The organism is Achromobacter sp. CF-sbj1-Ac2-l, from assembly GCF_052698165.1.
Genome location: NZ_CP199855.1, coordinates 2,396,956 through 2,414,679, shown reverse-complemented (window position 1 = coordinate 2,414,679; position 17,724 = coordinate 2,396,956). Strand labels below are relative to the sequence as shown.

Annotated in this window: 16 protein-coding genes; 11 read left to right on the top strand and 5 right to left on the bottom strand. The window is 69.9% G+C overall.

Going from position 1 to position 17,724, the window contains the following annotated elements; translation table 11 throughout:
• Positions 1-62: 62 nt before the first annotated feature.
• From ACUDCK_RS11045 to ACUDCK_RS11035, 3 genes are read right to left on the bottom strand one after another with little or no spacing between them, the layout of a single operon-like run.
• Positions 63-2,237, bottom strand: coding sequence for a phosphocholine-specific phospholipase C (locus ACUDCK_RS11045; RefSeq protein WP_116793297.1), 2,175 nt, complete (start codon positions 2,235-2,237; stop codon positions 63-65).
• 37 nt (positions 2,238-2,274) lie between these two features.
• On the bottom strand, positions 2,275-2,442 hold the full coding sequence (locus tag ACUDCK_RS11040; protein WP_167517661.1) for a hypothetical protein: 168 nt from the start codon (positions 2,440-2,442) through the stop codon (positions 2,275-2,277).
• A 21-nt stretch (positions 2,443-2,463) separates the two neighbouring features.
• Positions 2,464-4,452, bottom strand: coding sequence for an alkaline phosphatase family protein (locus ACUDCK_RS11035; RefSeq protein ID WP_175167474.1), 1,989 nt, complete (start codon positions 4,450-4,452; stop codon positions 2,464-2,466).
• Positions 4,453-4,715: 263 nt separating this feature from the next.
• On the opposite strand from ACUDCK_RS11035, the gene ACUDCK_RS11030 reads away from it, so the two are divergent.
• The 11 genes from ACUDCK_RS11030 (at position 4,716) to ACUDCK_RS10980 (ending at position 13,380) form a co-directional block, all read left to right on the top strand.
• Entirely contained in the window at positions 4,716-5,162 is a 447-nt protein-coding gene (locus tag ACUDCK_RS11030; protein ID WP_054504127.1) for a type II secretion system protein N, read from the top strand.
• A 132-nt stretch (positions 5,163-5,294) separates the two neighbouring features.
• On the top strand, positions 5,295-5,666 hold the full coding sequence (gspG, locus tag ACUDCK_RS11025) for a type II secretion system major pseudopilin GspG (RefSeq protein ID WP_240317415.1): 372 nt from the start codon (positions 5,295-5,297) through the stop codon (positions 5,664-5,666).
• Positions 5,638-6,126 carry a type II secretion system minor pseudopilin GspH gene (gene gspH, locus ACUDCK_RS11020; RefSeq protein ID WP_054504125.1) on the top strand — a complete coding sequence of 163 codons (489 nt, stop codon included), beginning with the start codon at positions 5,638-5,640 and terminating at the stop codon, positions 6,124-6,126. The genes gspG and gspH overlap by 29 nt, the downstream gene beginning before the upstream one ends.
• Entirely contained in the window at positions 6,113-6,517 is a 405-nt protein-coding gene (gene gspI / locus ACUDCK_RS11015; protein ID WP_175167475.1) for a type II secretion system minor pseudopilin GspI, read from the top strand. Before gspH ends, gspI begins: the two co-directional genes overlap by 14 nt.
• Entirely contained in the window at positions 6,514-7,134 is a 621-nt protein-coding gene (locus ACUDCK_RS11010) for a prepilin-type N-terminal cleavage/methylation domain-containing protein (RefSeq protein WP_175167476.1), read from the top strand. Before gspI ends, ACUDCK_RS11010 begins: the two co-directional genes overlap by 4 nt.
• Complete coding sequence (gspK, locus tag ACUDCK_RS11005) at positions 7,131-8,075, top strand: type II secretion system minor pseudopilin GspK (RefSeq protein WP_175143088.1); 945 nt, start codon at positions 7,131-7,133, stop codon at positions 8,073-8,075. The genes ACUDCK_RS11010 and gspK overlap by 4 nt, the downstream gene beginning before the upstream one ends.
• Entirely contained in the window at positions 8,072-9,064 is a 993-nt protein-coding gene (gene gspL, locus ACUDCK_RS11000; RefSeq protein WP_175167477.1) for a type II secretion system protein GspL, read from the top strand. The genes gspK and gspL overlap by 4 nt, the downstream gene beginning before the upstream one ends.
• The gene (gspM, locus tag ACUDCK_RS10995) at positions 9,061-9,648 is read left to right on the top strand and encodes a type II secretion system protein GspM (RefSeq protein ID WP_175167478.1); all 588 of its coding nucleotides are present in this window, start codon (positions 9,061-9,063) and stop codon (positions 9,646-9,648) included. Before gspL ends, gspM begins: the two co-directional genes overlap by 4 nt.
• Positions 9,648-10,415, top strand: coding sequence for a type II secretion system protein N (gene gspN / locus ACUDCK_RS10990; RefSeq protein ID WP_175167479.1), 768 nt, complete (start codon positions 9,648-9,650; stop codon positions 10,413-10,415). The genes gspM and gspN overlap by 1 nt, the downstream gene beginning before the upstream one ends.
• Before the next feature lie 257 nt (positions 10,416-10,672).
• A complete protein-coding gene (locus ACUDCK_RS10985) occupies positions 10,673-12,850 on the top strand; it encodes a TonB-dependent receptor plug domain-containing protein (protein ID WP_175167480.1) in 2,178 nt (725 codons plus the stop codon).
• Positions 12,850-13,380 carry a TlpA disulfide reductase family protein gene (locus ACUDCK_RS10980; RefSeq protein ID WP_116793304.1) on the top strand — a complete coding sequence of 177 codons (531 nt, stop codon included), beginning with the start codon at positions 12,850-12,852 and terminating at the stop codon, positions 13,378-13,380. Before ACUDCK_RS10985 ends, ACUDCK_RS10980 begins: the two co-directional genes overlap by 1 nt.
• Before the next feature lie 136 nt (positions 13,381-13,516).
• On the opposite strand, the gene gspE is transcribed toward ACUDCK_RS10980, so the two are convergent.
• Together gspE and gspD are read right to left on the bottom strand one after the other, a co-directional pair.
• Positions 13,517-14,944 (bottom strand): type II secretion system ATPase GspE, encoded by a 1,428-nt coding sequence (gspE, locus tag ACUDCK_RS10975; protein ID WP_054504116.1) that lies wholly within the window; start codon positions 14,942-14,944, stop codon positions 13,517-13,519.
• Entirely contained in the window at positions 14,941-17,562 is a 2,622-nt protein-coding gene (gene gspD / locus ACUDCK_RS10970) for a type II secretion system secretin GspD (RefSeq protein ID WP_175167481.1), read from the bottom strand. Before gspD ends, gspE begins: the two co-directional genes overlap by 4 nt.
• Positions 17,563-17,724 lie beyond the last annotated feature (162 nt).

Below are 17,724 nucleotides of genomic sequence, written 5' to 3'. Positions count from 1 at the left end.
GGGAGCGAGGCGGGGCATTGCGCCCGGCGCGGCCGCTGCCGGTCCGCCGCGGGGGGGCGCGCTTACAGGCCCATCGCCGGATCGGTGACCGACGGCTTGCCCGTCTCCACCCGGCCGGCGAAGCGGCGGAGATAGGCCGGATCCTCGTTCAGGCGCGCGGTGAAGTCGAACCAGGCGCCGCTCGCCTTGAGCGACCACGACTGCTCGACCTGGCTGCCCGCCGGCACCGTCAACGTCCACTTCTCGTTGTTGGTGTAGTAGGCATTGGGCGTGATGACGAAGGTGCAGGCCTTCTTGCCGTTGTTGATGAAGCTGGTATAGACGTCGCCGTTGGCGATGTCGTAGCAGACACGGATTTCCGCGCCCAACTGCTCGGTGCGGGCCAGCGCCAGGTCGCCGGCGAAATGGCGCAGGTAGCCGTTCGGGCCCATCACCCACAGGTCGTACTTGCCGCCGTCCGCGGCGGCGTCCCAGCTACCTTCCAATTGCTTGCCCGGCTCGACCGCGTAGCGGCGCGGCAGCCGATCCAGGTGCAGGCGGTCATAGACGTGGAACACCGCGGCCGCGCGGCCGGTGTTGGCGAACACCAGCCACATGGCGCTGGTGCCGGGCTGGGCGCGGCCGCTGGTGTGCAGTTCGTAGGGCAGCGCGCGCGAATAGCGCACGCCGGTTTCCTGCTTAGGCTTGACCTGGGTACTGGTGTCCGGCAGCGGCACCTGCGCCAGGGCCTGCTGATCGGCGCGGGTCTGGTCGGCCTGGGCCTTGGTCAGCAGCGTCAGGTCGGGCAGTTGCTCATTGTTGGGCGTGGCGAAGTTGAAGGCCGAGGTCAGGTCGCCCAGCACCGCGCGGCGGTAGGCGCTGATGTTCTTTTCGGCCACGCCGAAACGCGCCTCCAGGAAACGCAGCACCGAGGTATGGTCGAAGGCCTGCGAGTTGACCCAGCCGCCGCGGCTCCAGGGCGAGACGACGTACATCGGCACGCGCGGACCGGGACCGTACACTCGGTTGTCGGCCGCGTCCTGCAGCGACGGTTTGACGTGGCGTTCCAGGTCGGTGTTGATGGTCGAGGCGCCCGCCATCGAACCGTCCGGATTGAGCGACGGCGCGGCCGGCGACGGCACATGGTCGAAGAAGCCGTCGTTCTCGTCGAAGTTGACCAGCAGCACGGTCTTGCTCCAGACGTCCGGATTGGCCGTCAGGGCGTTGAGCGTCTCCTGGATGTACCAGGCGCCCTGCACCGGGCTCGACGGGCCGGGGTGCTCGGAATAGGCCGCGGGCGCCACGATCCACGACACCTGCGGCAGCGCGCCGTTGGCCACGTCGTCGCGCAACGCCTGCAGGAAGCCGCCATCGGGCATGGTGTTGGCCGTGCCTTTGTACAACGGGTTGGCGGCCTCGGATGCCGGCGTCCAGGCCGGCGGGTTGGGGTCGACATTGGGATCATTGCCGGCCAGCTCATAGGCCTTGCGGAACTGGCGGAAGCCGGCCAACGGATTGTCGGTGAAATTGTCCGGCAGGTTCTGGTAGACCTTCCAGCTCACGCCGGCTTCCTGCAGGCGCTCGGGATACGTCTTCCAGGTCCAGCCGATCGTCGACGGGCCCAGGTCGTCCCATTGGTTGCGGGTCGAGGGGCCGTTGCCCTGCGCCAGCGGATCGTTGGTTCCGGTCCAATGGAACAGGCGATTGGTGTTGGTGCCGCCGTGCGAGGAACAGTGGTACGCGTCGCACAGCGTGAAGGCCTCGGCCAACGCATACTGGAACGCCAGCTCCTGCCGCGTGTAGTAGCCCATCGACTGGTTCTGCTTGTAGCGCGGCCATTGGTACAGGCGGCCGCCGTCCCAGGCGTTCTGGGCGTCGAGATAGTCGTGCGGGGTGCCTGACACGCGCTGGGCGTTGCCTTTGGTGCTGTCCAGGTGATACGGCAGCACTACGCGGGTGCCGTTGGTCTGTTCCCAGACCGAGCGGTTCTGGGGCAGCGGCACCGTGATGCGGTCGCCGAAGCCGCGCACGCCCTTGAACGAGCCGAAGTACATGTCGAACGAGCGGTTCTCCTGCATCAGGATGACCACGTGCTCGACGTCATTGATCGTGCCGGTGCGGTTGTTGGCGGGAATGGCGAGCGCCCGGCGGATGGCCGGCGGGAACATCGACAAGGCGGTCAGGCCGGCGCCGGAGGCGGCGGCGTTGCGCAGGAAGCGGCGCTTGCCGGCGTGGATCGGTTCTTTATGGGACGTCACGGATGCGTTTCCTTGAATGCTGAAAAATGGCGCGGCGTCAGGGCGCGCAACGCAGGAGGGGCTTGGCGGGCTGGGTCGGCGTGTCGGGCTGGCTGCCGGTGTCGTCGTCGTCCTTGTCGCCGCCGCAGGCGGTCAAGGTGGCGGCCAGCATCAGCATGGCGCCCAGGCGCAGGAAGGCGCGCAGGATCGGGGAAGCGGTATTCATGTCGTGTCTATCCTCGGGACATCAGGGGAACAATTCGGAAACCGATTTGCCGGACATGGCCAGCGACTTGACCTCGGTTTCGGTCAGGGCGCGCGACCAGAAGGCCAGGTCGTCGAAATACATGGTGTAGGGGCCCTTGGTGCCGGCGCAGCACACGCCGTAGGTCCCCTTGCCGTCTTCGTTCAGGCCCAGGTGCGGGCCGAACACCCCGGCGATCTGGGCGAAGTTGACGGCGCCTGTGGAAATCGAGCGGCTGAACCAGCCCATTTCCGTGTCGTAGACATAGGCGGCCATGGTCTTGGCGGTCTTGTCGATGACCATCGCCACGTAGACCGGTTTGTTGGCCGTGAACTTCACGCCGTTGATGTCGACGCGGCTGCCGCCGGCCAGGTTGAAGCGCAGCTCGGGGCCAGCCCACTGGGCGATGGTGATGCCGGGGTTGCCGCCGGAGTTGTAGTCCTTGTTGCCCAGGATGGAGCGGTCGTTGGCGGTGCCATCGGACTGGTACCAGAAGCCGATGGTGAACGCCTGGACGCTGTCGAGCAGGCCCGCCGGATAGTCCAGCCTGAAGGCGCCGGTCGGATCGCCCGAGCGCTGGTTCTGGAACATCTTGCCGAACACCCCGCGGTCGCTGAACGCCGGCGCCTGGACGCCGTCGTACGGCGTGATGGCGCCGCCGCCGGCGGCCTTGTCGGTCAGGTTGCCCTCGAACGGGAACAGCATCGCCAGGCCGGTGCGCAGCGACGGCAGCAACGGCACCGGCGCCGTGTAGACCACGGTGGCGCGCACCGCCGTCACGGCGTTGCCGACCGAGATGGCGTAGTTCAGTTCATGCAGCCCTTCGGTGGTGAAGGTGAAGCCCGTATCGGCGTAGTCGGTGGCGGTGCCCGGCAGGCGCGCGATTTCCGTGCCGTCGCGGGTGATCACGATCTCGCCGGTGGGCGTGCCGACGCGCGTCCAGTTCAGCGCCACGCTCTTGTTGTCCATTGACGTGCGGCTGGTCGCGCGGCGCAGCGCCACCGGCTCGAACAGCGAGGCGCCCGCCAGGTCGTACTGGCCGGCCGCGGGCGACGCGCCCAGGTGCGCCAGGATGGTCGGCGCGGCGTCGGCGCCGCTGGGCAGACCGTACCAGGCGATATTCCAGGCGCCGTCGAACGAGGCGTCGTCGGCGCTGCCGCCCAGCATCTGCGGGCGGTTCATGGCCAGCAGCGTGGTCTTGTTAAGCGACAGCGGCAGGCCGTCGCTGCCGCCGGTGCGATCCAGGCCATGGCTGGAGGCCACCACCACGAGCCAGTTCTCGTCCGGATGGGTATTGCGGCGATCGGCCACCTGCGCCAGCAGCGCGCCGATGGCGGCGTCGGTCTGGCGCAGGATCGCCTGGTAGCCGGCGCCGAAACCGCCGCTCGCGGCGGCGCGCTCGGCCGCGCCGAACTGCGCCAGCACCACGTCATACCCTTCGGTGATGCGGTCGCGCGCCTGGCTGGCGACGCAATCGTCGACGCCGCCGCAGTCCGTCAGGCTCTGCAGGAAACCCGCGTCGCGGTCATTGCCCGTCAGGCTGGCCAGCAGCGACGAGTTGAATGCCGCCGCGGTGCGCGCGGCGGGCTTGGCCGTCCGCACGCGCTGGAACAGCGTCGGGGTCTTGGGCGCCTGGCCCAGCGCGTTGCTGCGCACGCCATGCTGGTCCGCCCACTGGCCGGTCAGCAGCGTGGCCCAGCCGGGCGCCGACAGCGTCGGCTGTTGCGTGACCGCGCCGGTGACGCCGCCGGTCCACGACCGGGTCGCCGTCAATTGCGCCAGGTTGGGCAGGGATTTGTCCGCCGCACCCTGGCGATAGGCGTCATAGGTCAGGCCGTCCACGCCGATGAACAACACCTTGGCGGCCGAGCCGCCGCCCGCCTGCGCGGCCGGCGCCGGCGTGTCGTCGTCGCTCTTGTCGCCGCCACAACCGGCCAACGCGCCCAGGGTCGCCAACGCGACGCCCCAGCGCTTCCAATTCGATACCTGCATGTCTTTCCCTTTCCAAACCCGCTTTGTGAGTGGCCCACATAGTGGCGTCGCAAGGTGAACGACCGATGAAGCAAAGAAAGGAATCGTTGATCGACGGATCAGCTTTTTTTCCCAGTGCGATACAGACGGCAACAAAGCCAGGGGACCAGCCAGCCGGTCCCCTGCAGGCGGCCCACGCGCTTTCGCGGACTTGTCACGATCGGCTGTTAGAGTCGGGCGCATCGTGGCGCTTGCGCGCCAATCCTCTTTCCGCCGTTTCATTGATGCCTTTGTCCCTGCGCCTGTCCCCGCCCGCGGCTCCCGCCGTCTGCCGTGTCGTTGCCATGCTGGCGTTGGCCGCCGGGCTGGGTGCCTGGGGCGCGGTGCTGCTCGCGCCCAAGCCCCCCGCCCTGCCCGCCGCCGTATCCGCGCCGCCCCCGCGCGCCGCCGACAACATGCCGGTGGCGCTGTGGTTCGGCCGCGATGAAGTGCTGCGCACGCAGATCAGCGTGCTCGGCGTGATCGCCGCCGGCGCCGACGGCGCCGCGGTGTTCAGCGTCGACGGCGGCCCGCCCGCGGCCTGGCGCGTCGGCGACGAAGTCGCGCCGGGCATCGTGCTCAAGGAGGTCGGCGCCGACGCCGTCACGGTCGAGCAAGGCGGCCGGCCCAGCCGGCTGGCCGCGCCCGCCTCGCCGGCGCCGGAAGGCGGCATCACCCGCGCCGCCAAGTGATCCCCGCGCCTCATATTGCTGTCATATTTCATGTCCACAATCGCACGCTTCTCACTGAAATACCGGAGTCGTGAAGTGCGACAGTCATCGCGCGGGCTCGCCCGCCAGCAAGGTTTCACCCTGATCGAGATCATGGTGGTCATCGTGATCATGGGGATTCTTGCCGCCCTGATCGTGCCGCGCGTGCTGGACCGTCCCGACCAGGCCCGCCAGGTCGCGGCGCGCCAGGACATCGCCGGCATCATGCAGGCGCTCAAGCTGTACCGACTGGACAACGGCCGCTATCCCACCACCGCCCAGGGCCTGCGCGCGCTGGCGGAAAAGCCGGAAGGCGCCTCCAACTGGCGTGGTTACCTGGACAAGCTGCCCAATGACCCCTGGGGCCATCCGTACCAATACCTGAATCCCGGCGTCAAAGGCGACATCGATGTGTTCTCGTTCGGCGCCGACAACAAGCCCGGCGGGGAAGGCGGCGATGCCGACATCGGTTCGTGGGAACTCTGAGCGCGGTTTCACGCTAGTCGAAGTCCTGGTGGTGCTGGTGATCGTCGCCATCGCCGCCAGCATGGTGAGCCTGTCCATCGGCAAGCGCGCCGACCCGTTGCGCGACGACGCGCAACGCCTGGTCGACGCCTTCACGGTGGCCGAAGGCGAAGCCCGCAGCGATGGCCGATCGATACGCTGGCAGCCCGCCAGCGGCGGCTGGTCGTTCGAGCGCCAGGGCCGCTCCAATGCCCCCTCCGCCCAGGACGACACGCCCTTGCCCGTCGACACGCTTGAGCGCGACGAGGCCCTGCGCCCGCAGGCCTGGCTGGCGCGCCAGGTGCGGTTGCGGCTGTCGCCCGACCGTCCGCTGGTCTTCAACACCGAATGGGTGGCCGACCCGTTCAGCGTGCAACTGCGCGCGGGCGATTCGCTCGTGACGGTGACGCGCGACGCCGCCGGACGCTATGAGATCCGCTGAATTTATTCCCATCCGCCCCCCGCGGCGCCGACGCCAGCGTGGCTTCACCCTGATCGAGGTGCTGGTGGCGCTGGCCATCATCGCCGTGGCGATGGGCGCGGCCTTGCGCGCCACCGGCGTCATGGCCGCCAACAACCGCGCGCTGCAGGACAAGACGCTGGCGCTGCTGGCCGCGCAGAACGCGCTGACCCAACTGCGGCTGGAGCAGACCCTGCCGCGCGCCGGTTCGCAGACCGTTCCCTGTCCGCAAGGCGGCCTGGCGCTGCAATGCGAACTGGTGTTCACCAATTCCCTGAACCGCAGCTTCCGCCAGGTGTCGGTCAAGGTCCGCGACGCGGGCAATGGCGCGGCCCTGCTGCAACTGGACGGCCTGCTGTCGAGCCTGCGATGACCGCCTGCCGCTGCCGCGCCCGCGCCCGCGCCCAGGCGGGCTTCACCCTGATCGAAGTGCTGGTGGCACTGGCGCTGATGGCGCTCGTCAGCCTGATGGCCTGGCGCGGCCTGGACAGCGTCTCCAGCGCGCGCGACTGGATCGCGCAGCAGGCCGACGACACCGACGCCATCGTGCGCACGCTCGGCCAGATGGGACGCGATGTCGAACTGGCCTACAACGGCCCGTCGTTCGCCGCGCCGGGCATCGACGCGCACGTCTTCACGACGGGCGTGCGCCTGTTGCGCGACGCCGCCGGCGCGCAGCGCCTGGAGATCCTGCGGCCCGCCGCGGATGGCGACGGCCGCTGGCAACGGGTGCAATGGTCGGTGCGCAAGGACGGTCTGTGGCGCGCCAGCGGCCCGCCGGCCGAACAGGGACCGCTGCCGCCCGTCGGCAATGGCGCGCTGCTGCTGCCCGGCGTGCGCGCGCTGACGCTGCGCGGCTGGGTGCCGGGCGCGGGCTGGATGGACACCCGCGCGCCATTTTCCGCCACGCCCAGCGGCATCGAGATCACGCTCGACCGGGGCCCGGCTGGCGACGCGCGGCGCTACAGCCGCATCCTGGAGCTGCCATGAAAACGGCCCCGCCGCGCGAACGCGGCGCCGCCGTCGTCAGCGCGCTGATCATCGTCGCCATTGTCGCGGCGCTGACCACCAGTCTGTTCCAGCGCCAGACCGCCAGCACGCGCCGCATCGAGAACGAAATGGCGCGGGTGCAGGCGCGCATGCTGCTGGCCGGGGGCATCGACTGGGCCCGCCTGGTGGTGCGCGATCACGGCAAGCGCGAGTCGACCACCCGCGGCGACCAGATCTGGGCCACGCCGGTGCTGGACACCCGCATCGAGCGCCCCGGCGACGACCGCGTGGCGGTGTTCTCGGGCAAGGTGCAGGACGAACAGGGCAAGTACAACCTGACCAACCTGGCCAGCAACGGCGTGCCGCAACCGGAACAGGAGCGGGTGTTGCGGCGCTTGCTGGGCGCTCTGCGCCTGCCGGACACGCTGGCGGGACGCATCATCGAGGTCATCGCCGCCAGCCAGCCGCCGGCGCCGGCCGCGGGCGCGCCCACGCCGGCCCAGGGCGGCCAGGCGCCGGATGCGCGCGCGCCGCTGCCGCGCGGCATCGACGACGTGGCCGCGCTGCTGGGGCTGGAGCCCGCCGCTCGCGGCGAACTGCGGCGCACGATGACGGTGCTGCCCAGCGCCACCAACGTCAACGTCAATACCGCGCCGCCCGAAGTCATCGCCGCGCTGGTGACGGGCCTGTCGCTCAGCCAGGCCCGCGCCATCACCGGCGAACGCGACCGCGGCAACTGGTTCAACAACGCCGGCGACTTCGCCAACCGGCTGGCCGCCACCGGCGTCAAGACGCCCGCGCCCGCCGTCAGCACGACCAGCGGCTGGTTCCTGGCCAGCGGCGCCGTCGTCTACGAACGGGCGCGGGTCTCGATGCAGGCGCTGATACGCAGCGCGCCGCCCGCCGCGCCCGACACCATCTGGACAAGAGAAGCCCCTTGAAGAATTCCTTGCGTATCGCGCTGGCCCCACTCGCCGAACTCGGCCCGGGCTCGCTGCTGCCCTTTGCCTGGTTCGATCGCCGCGGCCGCTGCGCGCGCCAGGGCGAGCTGACGCTGCACGCCCTGGGCCAGGCCTACCCGCAGGCCGCCTGCGAGGCCGTGCTGCACCCGGCCGACGTCATCGCCGCCACCGTCCAGGTGCCGGCGGTGGCCAAGGCCCGCTTCGCCGCCGCGGTGCGCGGCGCGCTGGAGCCGCTGGTGCTGAGCGACCTGGACGACCTGGCGATCGGCCATGGCCCGCGCGACGCCCACGGCAACGTGGCGCTGGCCTGGGCGCCGCGCGAACCGGTGCGTCGTGCGTGGGGCCTGCTGAACGCGCAGGGCTTGCGCGCCCACGCCCTGATCGCGCCGCAGACGCTGGCGCCGGACGACACGACGCCTCTGCGCGATCCGGCCGACCCGCGCTGGCAGGCGCCGTCGCCTTCATGGTCGCTGGCGATGCCCCAACTGGCGCCGGCGCGCGTGTCGCGCTGGCGGCCGGCTTGGCGCTGGAGCGCCGTCGCGGCCGCGGTCTGGATCGGCGGCCTGAACCTGCATGCGGCGCAACTGCGCGGCGAGGCGCAGTCGCTGCGCGACGGCATGCGCCGCCAGGTGCTGGCGGCGTTTCCCGAACTGCCGGTGGTGCTGGACCCCGCGCGCCAGGCGCAGCAAGGCCTGGACGCGCTGCAGACCCGCCGCGGCGGCGCCAACGCCGGCGACTTCCTGCCGCTGGCGCGCGCCGCCGCCCAGGCGCTGCCGTTCGCCGCCGACAACGTCGCCCGCCTGTCCTATGCCGACCAGGCGCTGACCCTGCAACTGGCCGATGCCGGCGCCCAGGCCCAGCGCGTGGCCGAAACGCCCGCGCTGATCCAGCAGGCAGCCTCCCAGGGCCTGAAGCTGGAACGCGGCGACACCGACAACACCTGGCGCATCACGCGCAGCCAACCATGACGCCCACTGAACGCCTGAACGCCGCCTGCCGCGCCGTCCTCACCTCGCTGGCGCCGGCCGCCGACCGCGCGCGCCAGCGATACCAGGCCCTGGCGCCGCGCGAACGGCGGCTGGTCAACGGCGCCGGCGCCCTGCTGGGCGCGATGCTGGTCTTCACCCTGCTGGTCGAACCCGCGCTGGACTCGGTGCGCAAGCTGCGCGAGGAACTGCCGCGCCTGCGCAGCCAGGCCGCCGCCGTGGCGGCCATCACCACGCAGGCGATGGCCCTGCGCGGCAGGGCCGCCGCGCCGGCCGCCGCCCTGCCGGCCGTCGCCGACATCGGCGCCAGCCTCGAACGCGCGGGCCTGCCGGCCGACCACTGGAAGCTGGATCATCCCGGCCAGGGCGACAGCGTCACGCTGGTCGTGACCGAAGTGCCCTCTTCGGCGCTGCTGCCATGGCTCGAGCATGCCGCCGGCGATTGGGGCCTGGCGGTCAGGCAGGTGGAGCTGACACGCGCCGCCAACGTCAATGGCCGGCCATTGCCCGGCCTGGTCAACGGCATCATCAAGCTGGCCTTGCCGGCCCCGCGGGCCCGCTCCTGATGCGTCCGCCGCGACGCCCCCGCCTCCTGCCCAGGCGCAGCGGCCTGGCGCTGGCCTGCGCCGCCTGCGCCCTCACGGCCGCGGCCGCCGTGCTACCGGCGCGCTGGCTGCTGGCCTTTTTGCCCGCCGACGCGCCGGTGGCGCTGGCCGACGCCGCCGGCACCGTCTGGAACGGCAGCGCCTGGCTGGCGCTCGGCCCGCCCGGCGCGCGCCGCATGCTGCCGCTGGCCCTTCACTGGCAGTGGCGCTGGTCATCGCTGACGCTGGAACTGTCGCACCCCTGGCTGCGTGGACCGGTGCGCGCCGGCCTGGGCTGGGACGGCCTGTCGCTGTCGGCGCAATCGCTGCGGTTGCCCGCCACGGTGTTGCCGGCGCTGGGCGCGCCCTGGAACACGCTGGCGCCCGAAGGCACGCTGGAACTCGACTGGCAGACGCTGCGCCTGGGCGGCGCCCTGCCCGACGCGCCCCTGGCCGAACTGCGCTGGCGCGACGCCGCCACCGCCTTGTCACCCGTGGCCCCGGTCGGCACCTACGTACTGCGGGTGCGCGGCAACGGCCGGGCCGGCGCCACGCTGGCGCTCAGCACCGAGAGCGGTCCGCTGGCGGTCACAGGCCAGGGCAGCGTCAATGCCCGCGGCGTGCGTTTTCAGGGCCAGGCGACCTTCGCGGCCGGGACCAGCGAGGCCGAGCGCAGCGCGCTCGACGGCCTGATGTCGACCCTCGGCCGGCGCAGCGACGACGTGGTGGTCTTCGGCATCGGCAAGTAGTTTCAGTGTCACGGCCCTGGCGGACGCCCTCGCCGCGGCGCACCGCTCACTATCAGACCGGCTGACGTTGACGCAAATTTTCATAAACCATAACGTTTTGAATTCTTTGCATCACGACAGATCCGCGTCATCCCATGGGCATGCCATCCCGCCTCACGGTCCCCTCCTGTATCAACTGAACGCGCCGCGGCGCGGACGCGCTGCGTCCGCCGCCCGATCGTTCGCACCAGGAAACCGTTCGCCCGATGCCTCCCGCCATGCCTTCCGTCTTCTCCTCTCGCACGCCGTCCCGTTTCCGGCTAGCCGCCCTGGCGGCGGCCCTGACCACCGCCGGCGCCGCCCAGGCCCAGGCCCCATCGGCCGCCGACAACACCGCCACGCTACCCGCCATCACCGTCATCGACCGCTCCAACCAGGGTTCGATGCGGCCCGGCGCCTTGCGCGACGAACTGGTCAAGACGGAATCCATCAGTGAACGCGCCATCGCCAAGGCCGGCGCCACCAACATCAACGAAGCGCTCGACAAGAATCCCGGCATCGCGGTGCAGGTGGAATGCTCGATCTGCAATGTGCGCAACGTGCTGTTGAACAACCTGCCCGGCCGCTACACCACGATGATGATCGACGGCGTGCCGATCTTCTCCTCGGTATCGTCGGCCTATGGACTGGACAGCGTCAGCGTCTACGGCGTCGAGCGCATCGACGTCGCGCGCGGCGCAGGCGCCAGCCTGATCGCCCCGGAAGCCCTGTCCGGCTCGGTCAACATCGTCACCAAGCGCCCCACAGAGGCCGAGAACCGCGCCCGCGCGCAGATCGGCAGCTACGGTTCGCGCCAGGGCGACGCCTACCTGGCGCGACCGTTCGAGGGCGGCGCCATCACCGCCACGCTCAACTACAACAAGCACGACTCGGTCGACGCCGACCACAACGGCATCTCGGAATACACCGGCTACGACCGCAGGCTGGGCGGCATCGGCTTCTTCCTGGACGACGCGGGCGGCTTCAAGGTCCGCGGGCGGATCGACGTGGTCAACGAAAAGCGCGGCGGCGGCGCGCTCGGTACTGATTATTCAGCCATCAAGCACAGCACCACGGGCAACCCCTTCAACTGGAGCGGCGGCGTACACGGCTCGCCCGACCGCAACGGCTGGGTCAGGCCGGAAGACGGCACCATCGTTGACTACGACGAGGGCCCGGACGGCGATCGCGGCGGCCGCGGCGGCATGTCCGAGATCATCTTCACGGATCGCGTGCAGTTCATCTCCACCGGTGAAAAGCACTTCGGCGACAGCCTGTTGCGCCTGGCCGTCGGCGCGGCGGAGCACAAGCAGGACAGCTTTTACGAGCTGGCCACCTACATCGCCCGCCAGAAGCAGTATTACGCCGAAGCCAGTTGGCAGACGCCCATCGCCGGCTGGTTGACCACCACCGGCGCCAACTTCCGCTACGAAGACCTGAAAAGCCACGGCAGCATGGAAGACGGCACCGCCGTGCGCGGCGTCGACGACTATGCCTATCGCACGCCCGCGCTGTTCGTGCAGGCCTACCGCGCCTTCCTGGACGACGCGCTGGAAATCAACGGCTCCGTGCGCTATGACCGCCACAACGTCTTCGGCGGCATCACCTCGCCGCGCCTGAACGCGCTCTATCACCACACGGCCGAGCTCTCCAGCCGCTTCAGCATCGGCAAGGGCTTCCGCGCGCCCACCAGCTTCTTCGAGCAGGAGCACGGCATCCTCAACACCATCCGCATCGACCGGCGGATCACCAAGCCAGAGGAGTCCCTGAACGCCAGCTATGCGCTCAACTACGCCGACGACCGGCTGGCGGTGACCGGCTCCTACAACTACAACCGCATCAAGAACTTCGCCATGCTCGATCCGAGCCAGATAGATGCCAACGGCGACCCGATCACGGTGTTCAGCAGCGCGCGGCAATCCGTCATCGTGCAAGGCGTAGACGTGACGCTGTCCTACCTGGTCACGCCCGCCCTGTCGGTCATGGCCGCCGCCGAAGGCTTCAACTACCGCTTCCCGGCGGGCTCGCTGATCTTCGCGCGGCCATACGCCAAGGCTTACCTCGGCCTGGACTACGACCGCGGCAGCCTCGACCTGAACGCCAAGCTGGTCTGGACCGGCCCCATGAACCTGCGCAAGTTCCACGGCGACGGCTCGGACGGCCCGAACCGCTACAACCTCGACGGCACGCCCAAGCGCGACAAGAGTCCCGGTTTCTTCACGCTCGACCTGCGCGGCGAATACGCCATCAACAAGAACTTCACCTTCTACGCCGGTGTCGACAACGTGTTCGACTACAAGCAGTCGGACAAGGAAAGCCCGCTGTTCGTCGACAGCGCGGGCGATATCGACGTGACGCAGTTGTGGGGGCCAAGCCGCGGGCGCTACCTGTACGCCGGCACCAAGATCAGCTTCTGATGCGCCGCGGACTGCTGCACGCCTGCCTGGCACTGTGCGCCGCGCCGCTCATGGCGGGCGCCCAGTCGCCGCCGGGGTCGCCTCTGCCGGCCGGGCGCGCCTGGGACTTCTCGCTGCCAACGCTGGCCGGCGACCGCTTCGTGCGGCTGGCGGCGTTGGACGGCCCGGTCCTGGTCAATTTCTGGAGCCGCGACTGCCCGCCGTGCGTCGCCGAGCTGCCGCGACTGCAGGCCTTCGCCGCCGACCATCCGGCGTGGGCCGTGCTGCTGGTCAGCACCGATACGCCGGCCGTCGCCACGGAATTCGCGCGGCGCCACGACATCACTCTGCCGGTATTGCGTCCGGGCGGCAATGTCCTCGCCCTGATGCGCGCCGCCGGCAACCGGGGCGGCGCCCTGCCATTCACGGTGGCGACCCGCGCCGCCCACATCTGCGACGGACAGCTCGGCGCGCTGTCCACGGCGGATCTGCAACGCCTCACGGCGCGCTGCGCAACGGCGCCGGCTGCGCCCGTCGCGCCCGGCCCGTGACGCCGCCGCGCCGGGCGCGACGGGCGCGCCATGCGCGCATTGGCCGCCGCCGGTCACGCGGCGCGCTGCATGCCACGCGACACCCGCACCGCCCCGCCTGCCGGCAGGGACGGCCCGGCCGCCATGGCGTGGCCGGCTAGGCGTCGCGTGTCACCCGCAGGATCTCTTCCGGCGAGGTCTCCCCGCTTTCGACCCAGCGCGCGCCATCCTCGCGCATGCTGAACATGCCGGCAGCGCTGGCGGCGCGGCGCAGTTCGCGCTCGTCGCTGCCTTCGTGGATCAGGCGACGCGCCTCGTCATCCACGGTGAACAGTTCATGGATGCCGGAACGGCCGGCGTAGCCGGTATGGTTGCAGGCTTCGCAGCCCACCGGCTGGAATACCCTCGCACCGTCCCGCATCGACGGCTTTTTGCAGGCCGCGCACAGCTTGCGCACCAGCCGCTGGGCCAGCACCCCCAGCAGCGACGAGGACAGCAGGAACGGCTCCACACCCATGTCGGTCAGGCGCGTCACCGCCGACACCGCGTCGTTGGTGTGCAGCGTGGCCAGCACCAGGTGGCCCGTCAGCGACGCCTGCACCGCGATCTGCGCGGTCTCCAGGTCGCGGATTTCCCCGATCATGATGACGTCCGGATCCTGGCGCAGAATGGCGCGCAGCGCCAGCGCGAAGCTCATGTCGATCTTGGCGTTGACCTGGGTCTGGCTGATGCCGGGCAGGTCGTACTCGATCGGGTCTTCCACGGTCAGGATGTTGCTGGTGGAGGCGTCCAGCCGGCTCAGCGCGGCGTACAGCGTGGTGGTCTTGCCGCTGCCGGTCGGGCCGGTCACCAGCACGATGCCATGCGGCTGGCGGATCAGCCGGTCCAGTTGCCGCAGCACGCCGGGCGCCATGCCCAGCTTCTCCAGCCGCAGGCGGCCGGCTTCCTTGTCCAGCAGGCGCAGCACCGCGCGCTCGCCATGCCCGGTGGGCAGGGTCGAGACGCGCACGTCGATCGGCCGGCCGCCTACCCGCAGCGCGATGCGGCCATCCTGCGGCAGGCGCTTTTCGGCAATGTCCAGATGGGCCATGATCTTGATGCGCGAGATCAGCGCCGCGTGCAGCGCCTTGCGCGGCGAGACCACGTCGCGCAGCGTGCCGTCGACCCGGTAGCGCACCACCGAATGGGTCTCGAACGGCTCGATGTGGATATCGCTGGCGCCGTCGCGCGCCGCCTGCGCGAACAGCGCGTTGATCATGCGGATCACCGGCGCGTCGTCCTGCGCATCCAGCAGGTCGGCAACCTCGGGCATGTCCTGCAGCAGTCGGTCCAGGTCGATCTCGTTCTCGGCCACGCCCATCACCGAGGCGGCGTCCTCGGCGTGGCTGTAGGCAGCCGCCAGCAGCGTTTCCAGGGCGTCGTCGTCCACCCGCGCCACGGCGATGTCGCCATGGCAGCGCTGGATCTCGCGCACCGCCCATTCGGGCGTGCGCGGGCTGACCGTCAATTGCGCGTGGCCGGCGCGCAGCGACAGCACCGCCCGCTGCGCGCGCGCCCAGGCGTAGGGCAAGGGATGCGCGCTCATAGATGCGAGACCAGTTCGCCCTTGAAGCCCAGTTCCTTGAGCAGCGCCGTCGCGGTGGAGATCGTGCCGGGGTCCTTGGACACCTGGCTGCGCACCACGTAACCCATGCCGCCCGGCCCCGTCTGCACGTAGGCCTGCAGCCCGCTGGCCTGCACCCGCTGGGCGATGCGGTCGGCCTCGGCGCGCGTCTTGACCGAGGCGAACTGCAGCGTCGCGCTGGCGCTCTCGGCTTCGCCGTAGAGCGAGGACGGATCGCGCGCCACGCTCACTCCCAGCGGCAGGCTGGCGCGGATCGGCTGCGCCGGATCGCTGGTCTGGCGCGCCGCCGGGTACTGGCGCACCGCGAACGACTCGACCGTCGTGGGCGGCGGACGCCGCATGGTCTCGGCCAATTGGTCGGGACGCATGTCATAGGCATTGTTGGACACCGACGGCGCCGACCCGGGCGGCGGCAGCATCGGCGCCTGCATGTTCGGCAGCAGCCAGTGGTCCCCCGGTTGCGCGCCGCCCTGGGCGCGGCGCATGTAGTCGTAGCGGTCCATCGTCACGCCCGCGCTCTGGCGCGCATCGCGCACCACGTAGGGCCGCAGGAACACCATCAGGTTGGTCTTGGTGCGCTTGCGGCTGTCGTACTTGAACAGCGAGCCCAGCACCGGAATCGAGCTCAGGCCCGGCACGTTGTTGGAGGTCAGCGTCACGTTGTCTTCGAGCAGGCCGCCCAGCACGATGATCTGGCCATCGTCGATCAGCACGCTGGTGTCGATGGCGCGCTTGTTGGTGACGATGCCGGTGGTCGCCGACGAACTGCTCTCGTCGATGCTGCTGACTTCCTGATAGATGTCGAGCTTGACCGCGCCGCCTTCGGAAATCTGCGGCCGGATGTTCAGCTTCAGGCCGACGTCCTCGCGCTGGATGGTCTGGAACGGATTGGAGCTGCCATTGCTGCCGCTAGTGACGTACTGGCCGGTCACGAAAGGCACCGTCTTGCCCACCAGAATGCTGGCAGACTGGTTGTCCAGCGTCAGCAGGTTCGGCGTGGACAGGATGTTGGCTTCGCCGCTGTTCTGCATCGCGCGGGCCAGCACGCCCAGGTTGATGACCTTGTTGCCAAGCACGTCAACCGTGCCCTTGACCACGCCCAGGCTCAGGCCGCCGCCCAGCGCGTCGATCGAGGTCGGGCCCTTGCCCGACAGGCCGCTGCCGCCAAGGTTGGTGCCGCCGATGAAGCTGGTGCCGCCGCTGTTGATGTTGCCGGCCCCGGTCATCCACTGGATGCCGAATTCGGCCGCCGCCTGCTCGCTGACCTCGACGATCAGGCTTTCGACCAGCACCTGCGCACGGCGCTGGTCGAGCTGATCGATCACTTCCCGCAGGCTGCGGTACAGCGGCTCGGGCGCCGCGATGATGAGCGAGTTGGTGGCCGGATCCGCCTGGATCGTCGCGCCGCCGGCGGAGTAGGACACGGCCTGATTGCCCGAGTCATCCCGCGCGATGCGGTCCTGGTCGCCGGACAGGCCGCCCTTGCCATTGCCGGACCCATCTGGCGTATTGGACGACATGCCCAGGCCCGAAGCGGGATTGGCGCCGCCACCGGACGATTGCGACGGGCGATTGCCGCCGGCCTGTCCGGAATTGCCGCCCGCGCCAGCGGTGTTGGCGCCGGGCGCCGAATTGGCCTGACCGGCCAGCAGCCCGCCCAGCACCTCGGCGATACGGGTGGCCTGCGCGTTGCGCATGTAGACCACGTGCAGGTTGCCGGCGCGGTTCTGCTGCGCGTCCAGCTTGGTGATGAGATCGCGCGCCAGGCGCGTGCGCGCCGGACTGCCGGCGCGGACCAGCACGCTGTTGCTGCGCGGATCGGCCACCACTGCGATGCGTTGGGTCGGATCGCTGCTCTGCGTGTCAAGCAATTGCGACGCCAGGATGGCGATGTCGGAGGCGATGCCCGAACGCACCGGCACCACGTCGGTATCGATCGAGCTGGGCACGTCGATGCGCGCGATCACGGCCGCGATGCGGTCGAGGTTGTCGGCATAGTCCGTCACCACCAGCGTATTGTTGCCGGGATACGCGTTGATCGGGTTGTTGGGCGGCACCATCGGGCGCAGCACCGGCACCAGGTTGGCCGCATTCTCGTACTTCAGCGGGAACACCCGCGTCAGCATCTCGCCGCTATTGCCCGAGCGGCCGCGCGCGAAGTCCGCGACCGGCACCGGCGCCTTGCCCGCGCCGCCGGCGGCGGGCGCCGGGCGCGGATCGCCCACCACCGCGCTGCCCTGCAGCTTGGCGTCGGCCTCCGGCACCACGCGGGTCACGCCGTCCACATCGACGATCGCGAAGCCTTGCAACCGCAGCGCGCCGGTCAACATCGACAGCGCCTGTCCGCTATCGACCGGCCGGTCCGACACCAGCGTGAGCTTGCCCTTCACACGCGGATCCACCAGGAAATTGCGCTTGGTGAACAGCGACAGCGCACGCAGCACGGCGGGGATGTCCGTGTCCACGAAGTTCAGGCTGACACGATTGTCCGCCTGTTGAGCATGGGCCAGACTGGCCGCGGGTCCGAGTTGGCTTGCCGCTAGCAAGACCGCAAGGCTGAGTTGCGCGAGATGACGCATGACGAGATGTGCCTGAGACGTGAAGTCGTGTGAAAAAACGTGAAAGCGCGTCGGAGTATACGGGGTGACACTGCAACACTACGGTCATAATCCAGAGGCAAGGTGACGGGCTGCAAAGCCTTGATTTACGGGCCTTTCCGCCAATCGGCGACGGCCCCGAGC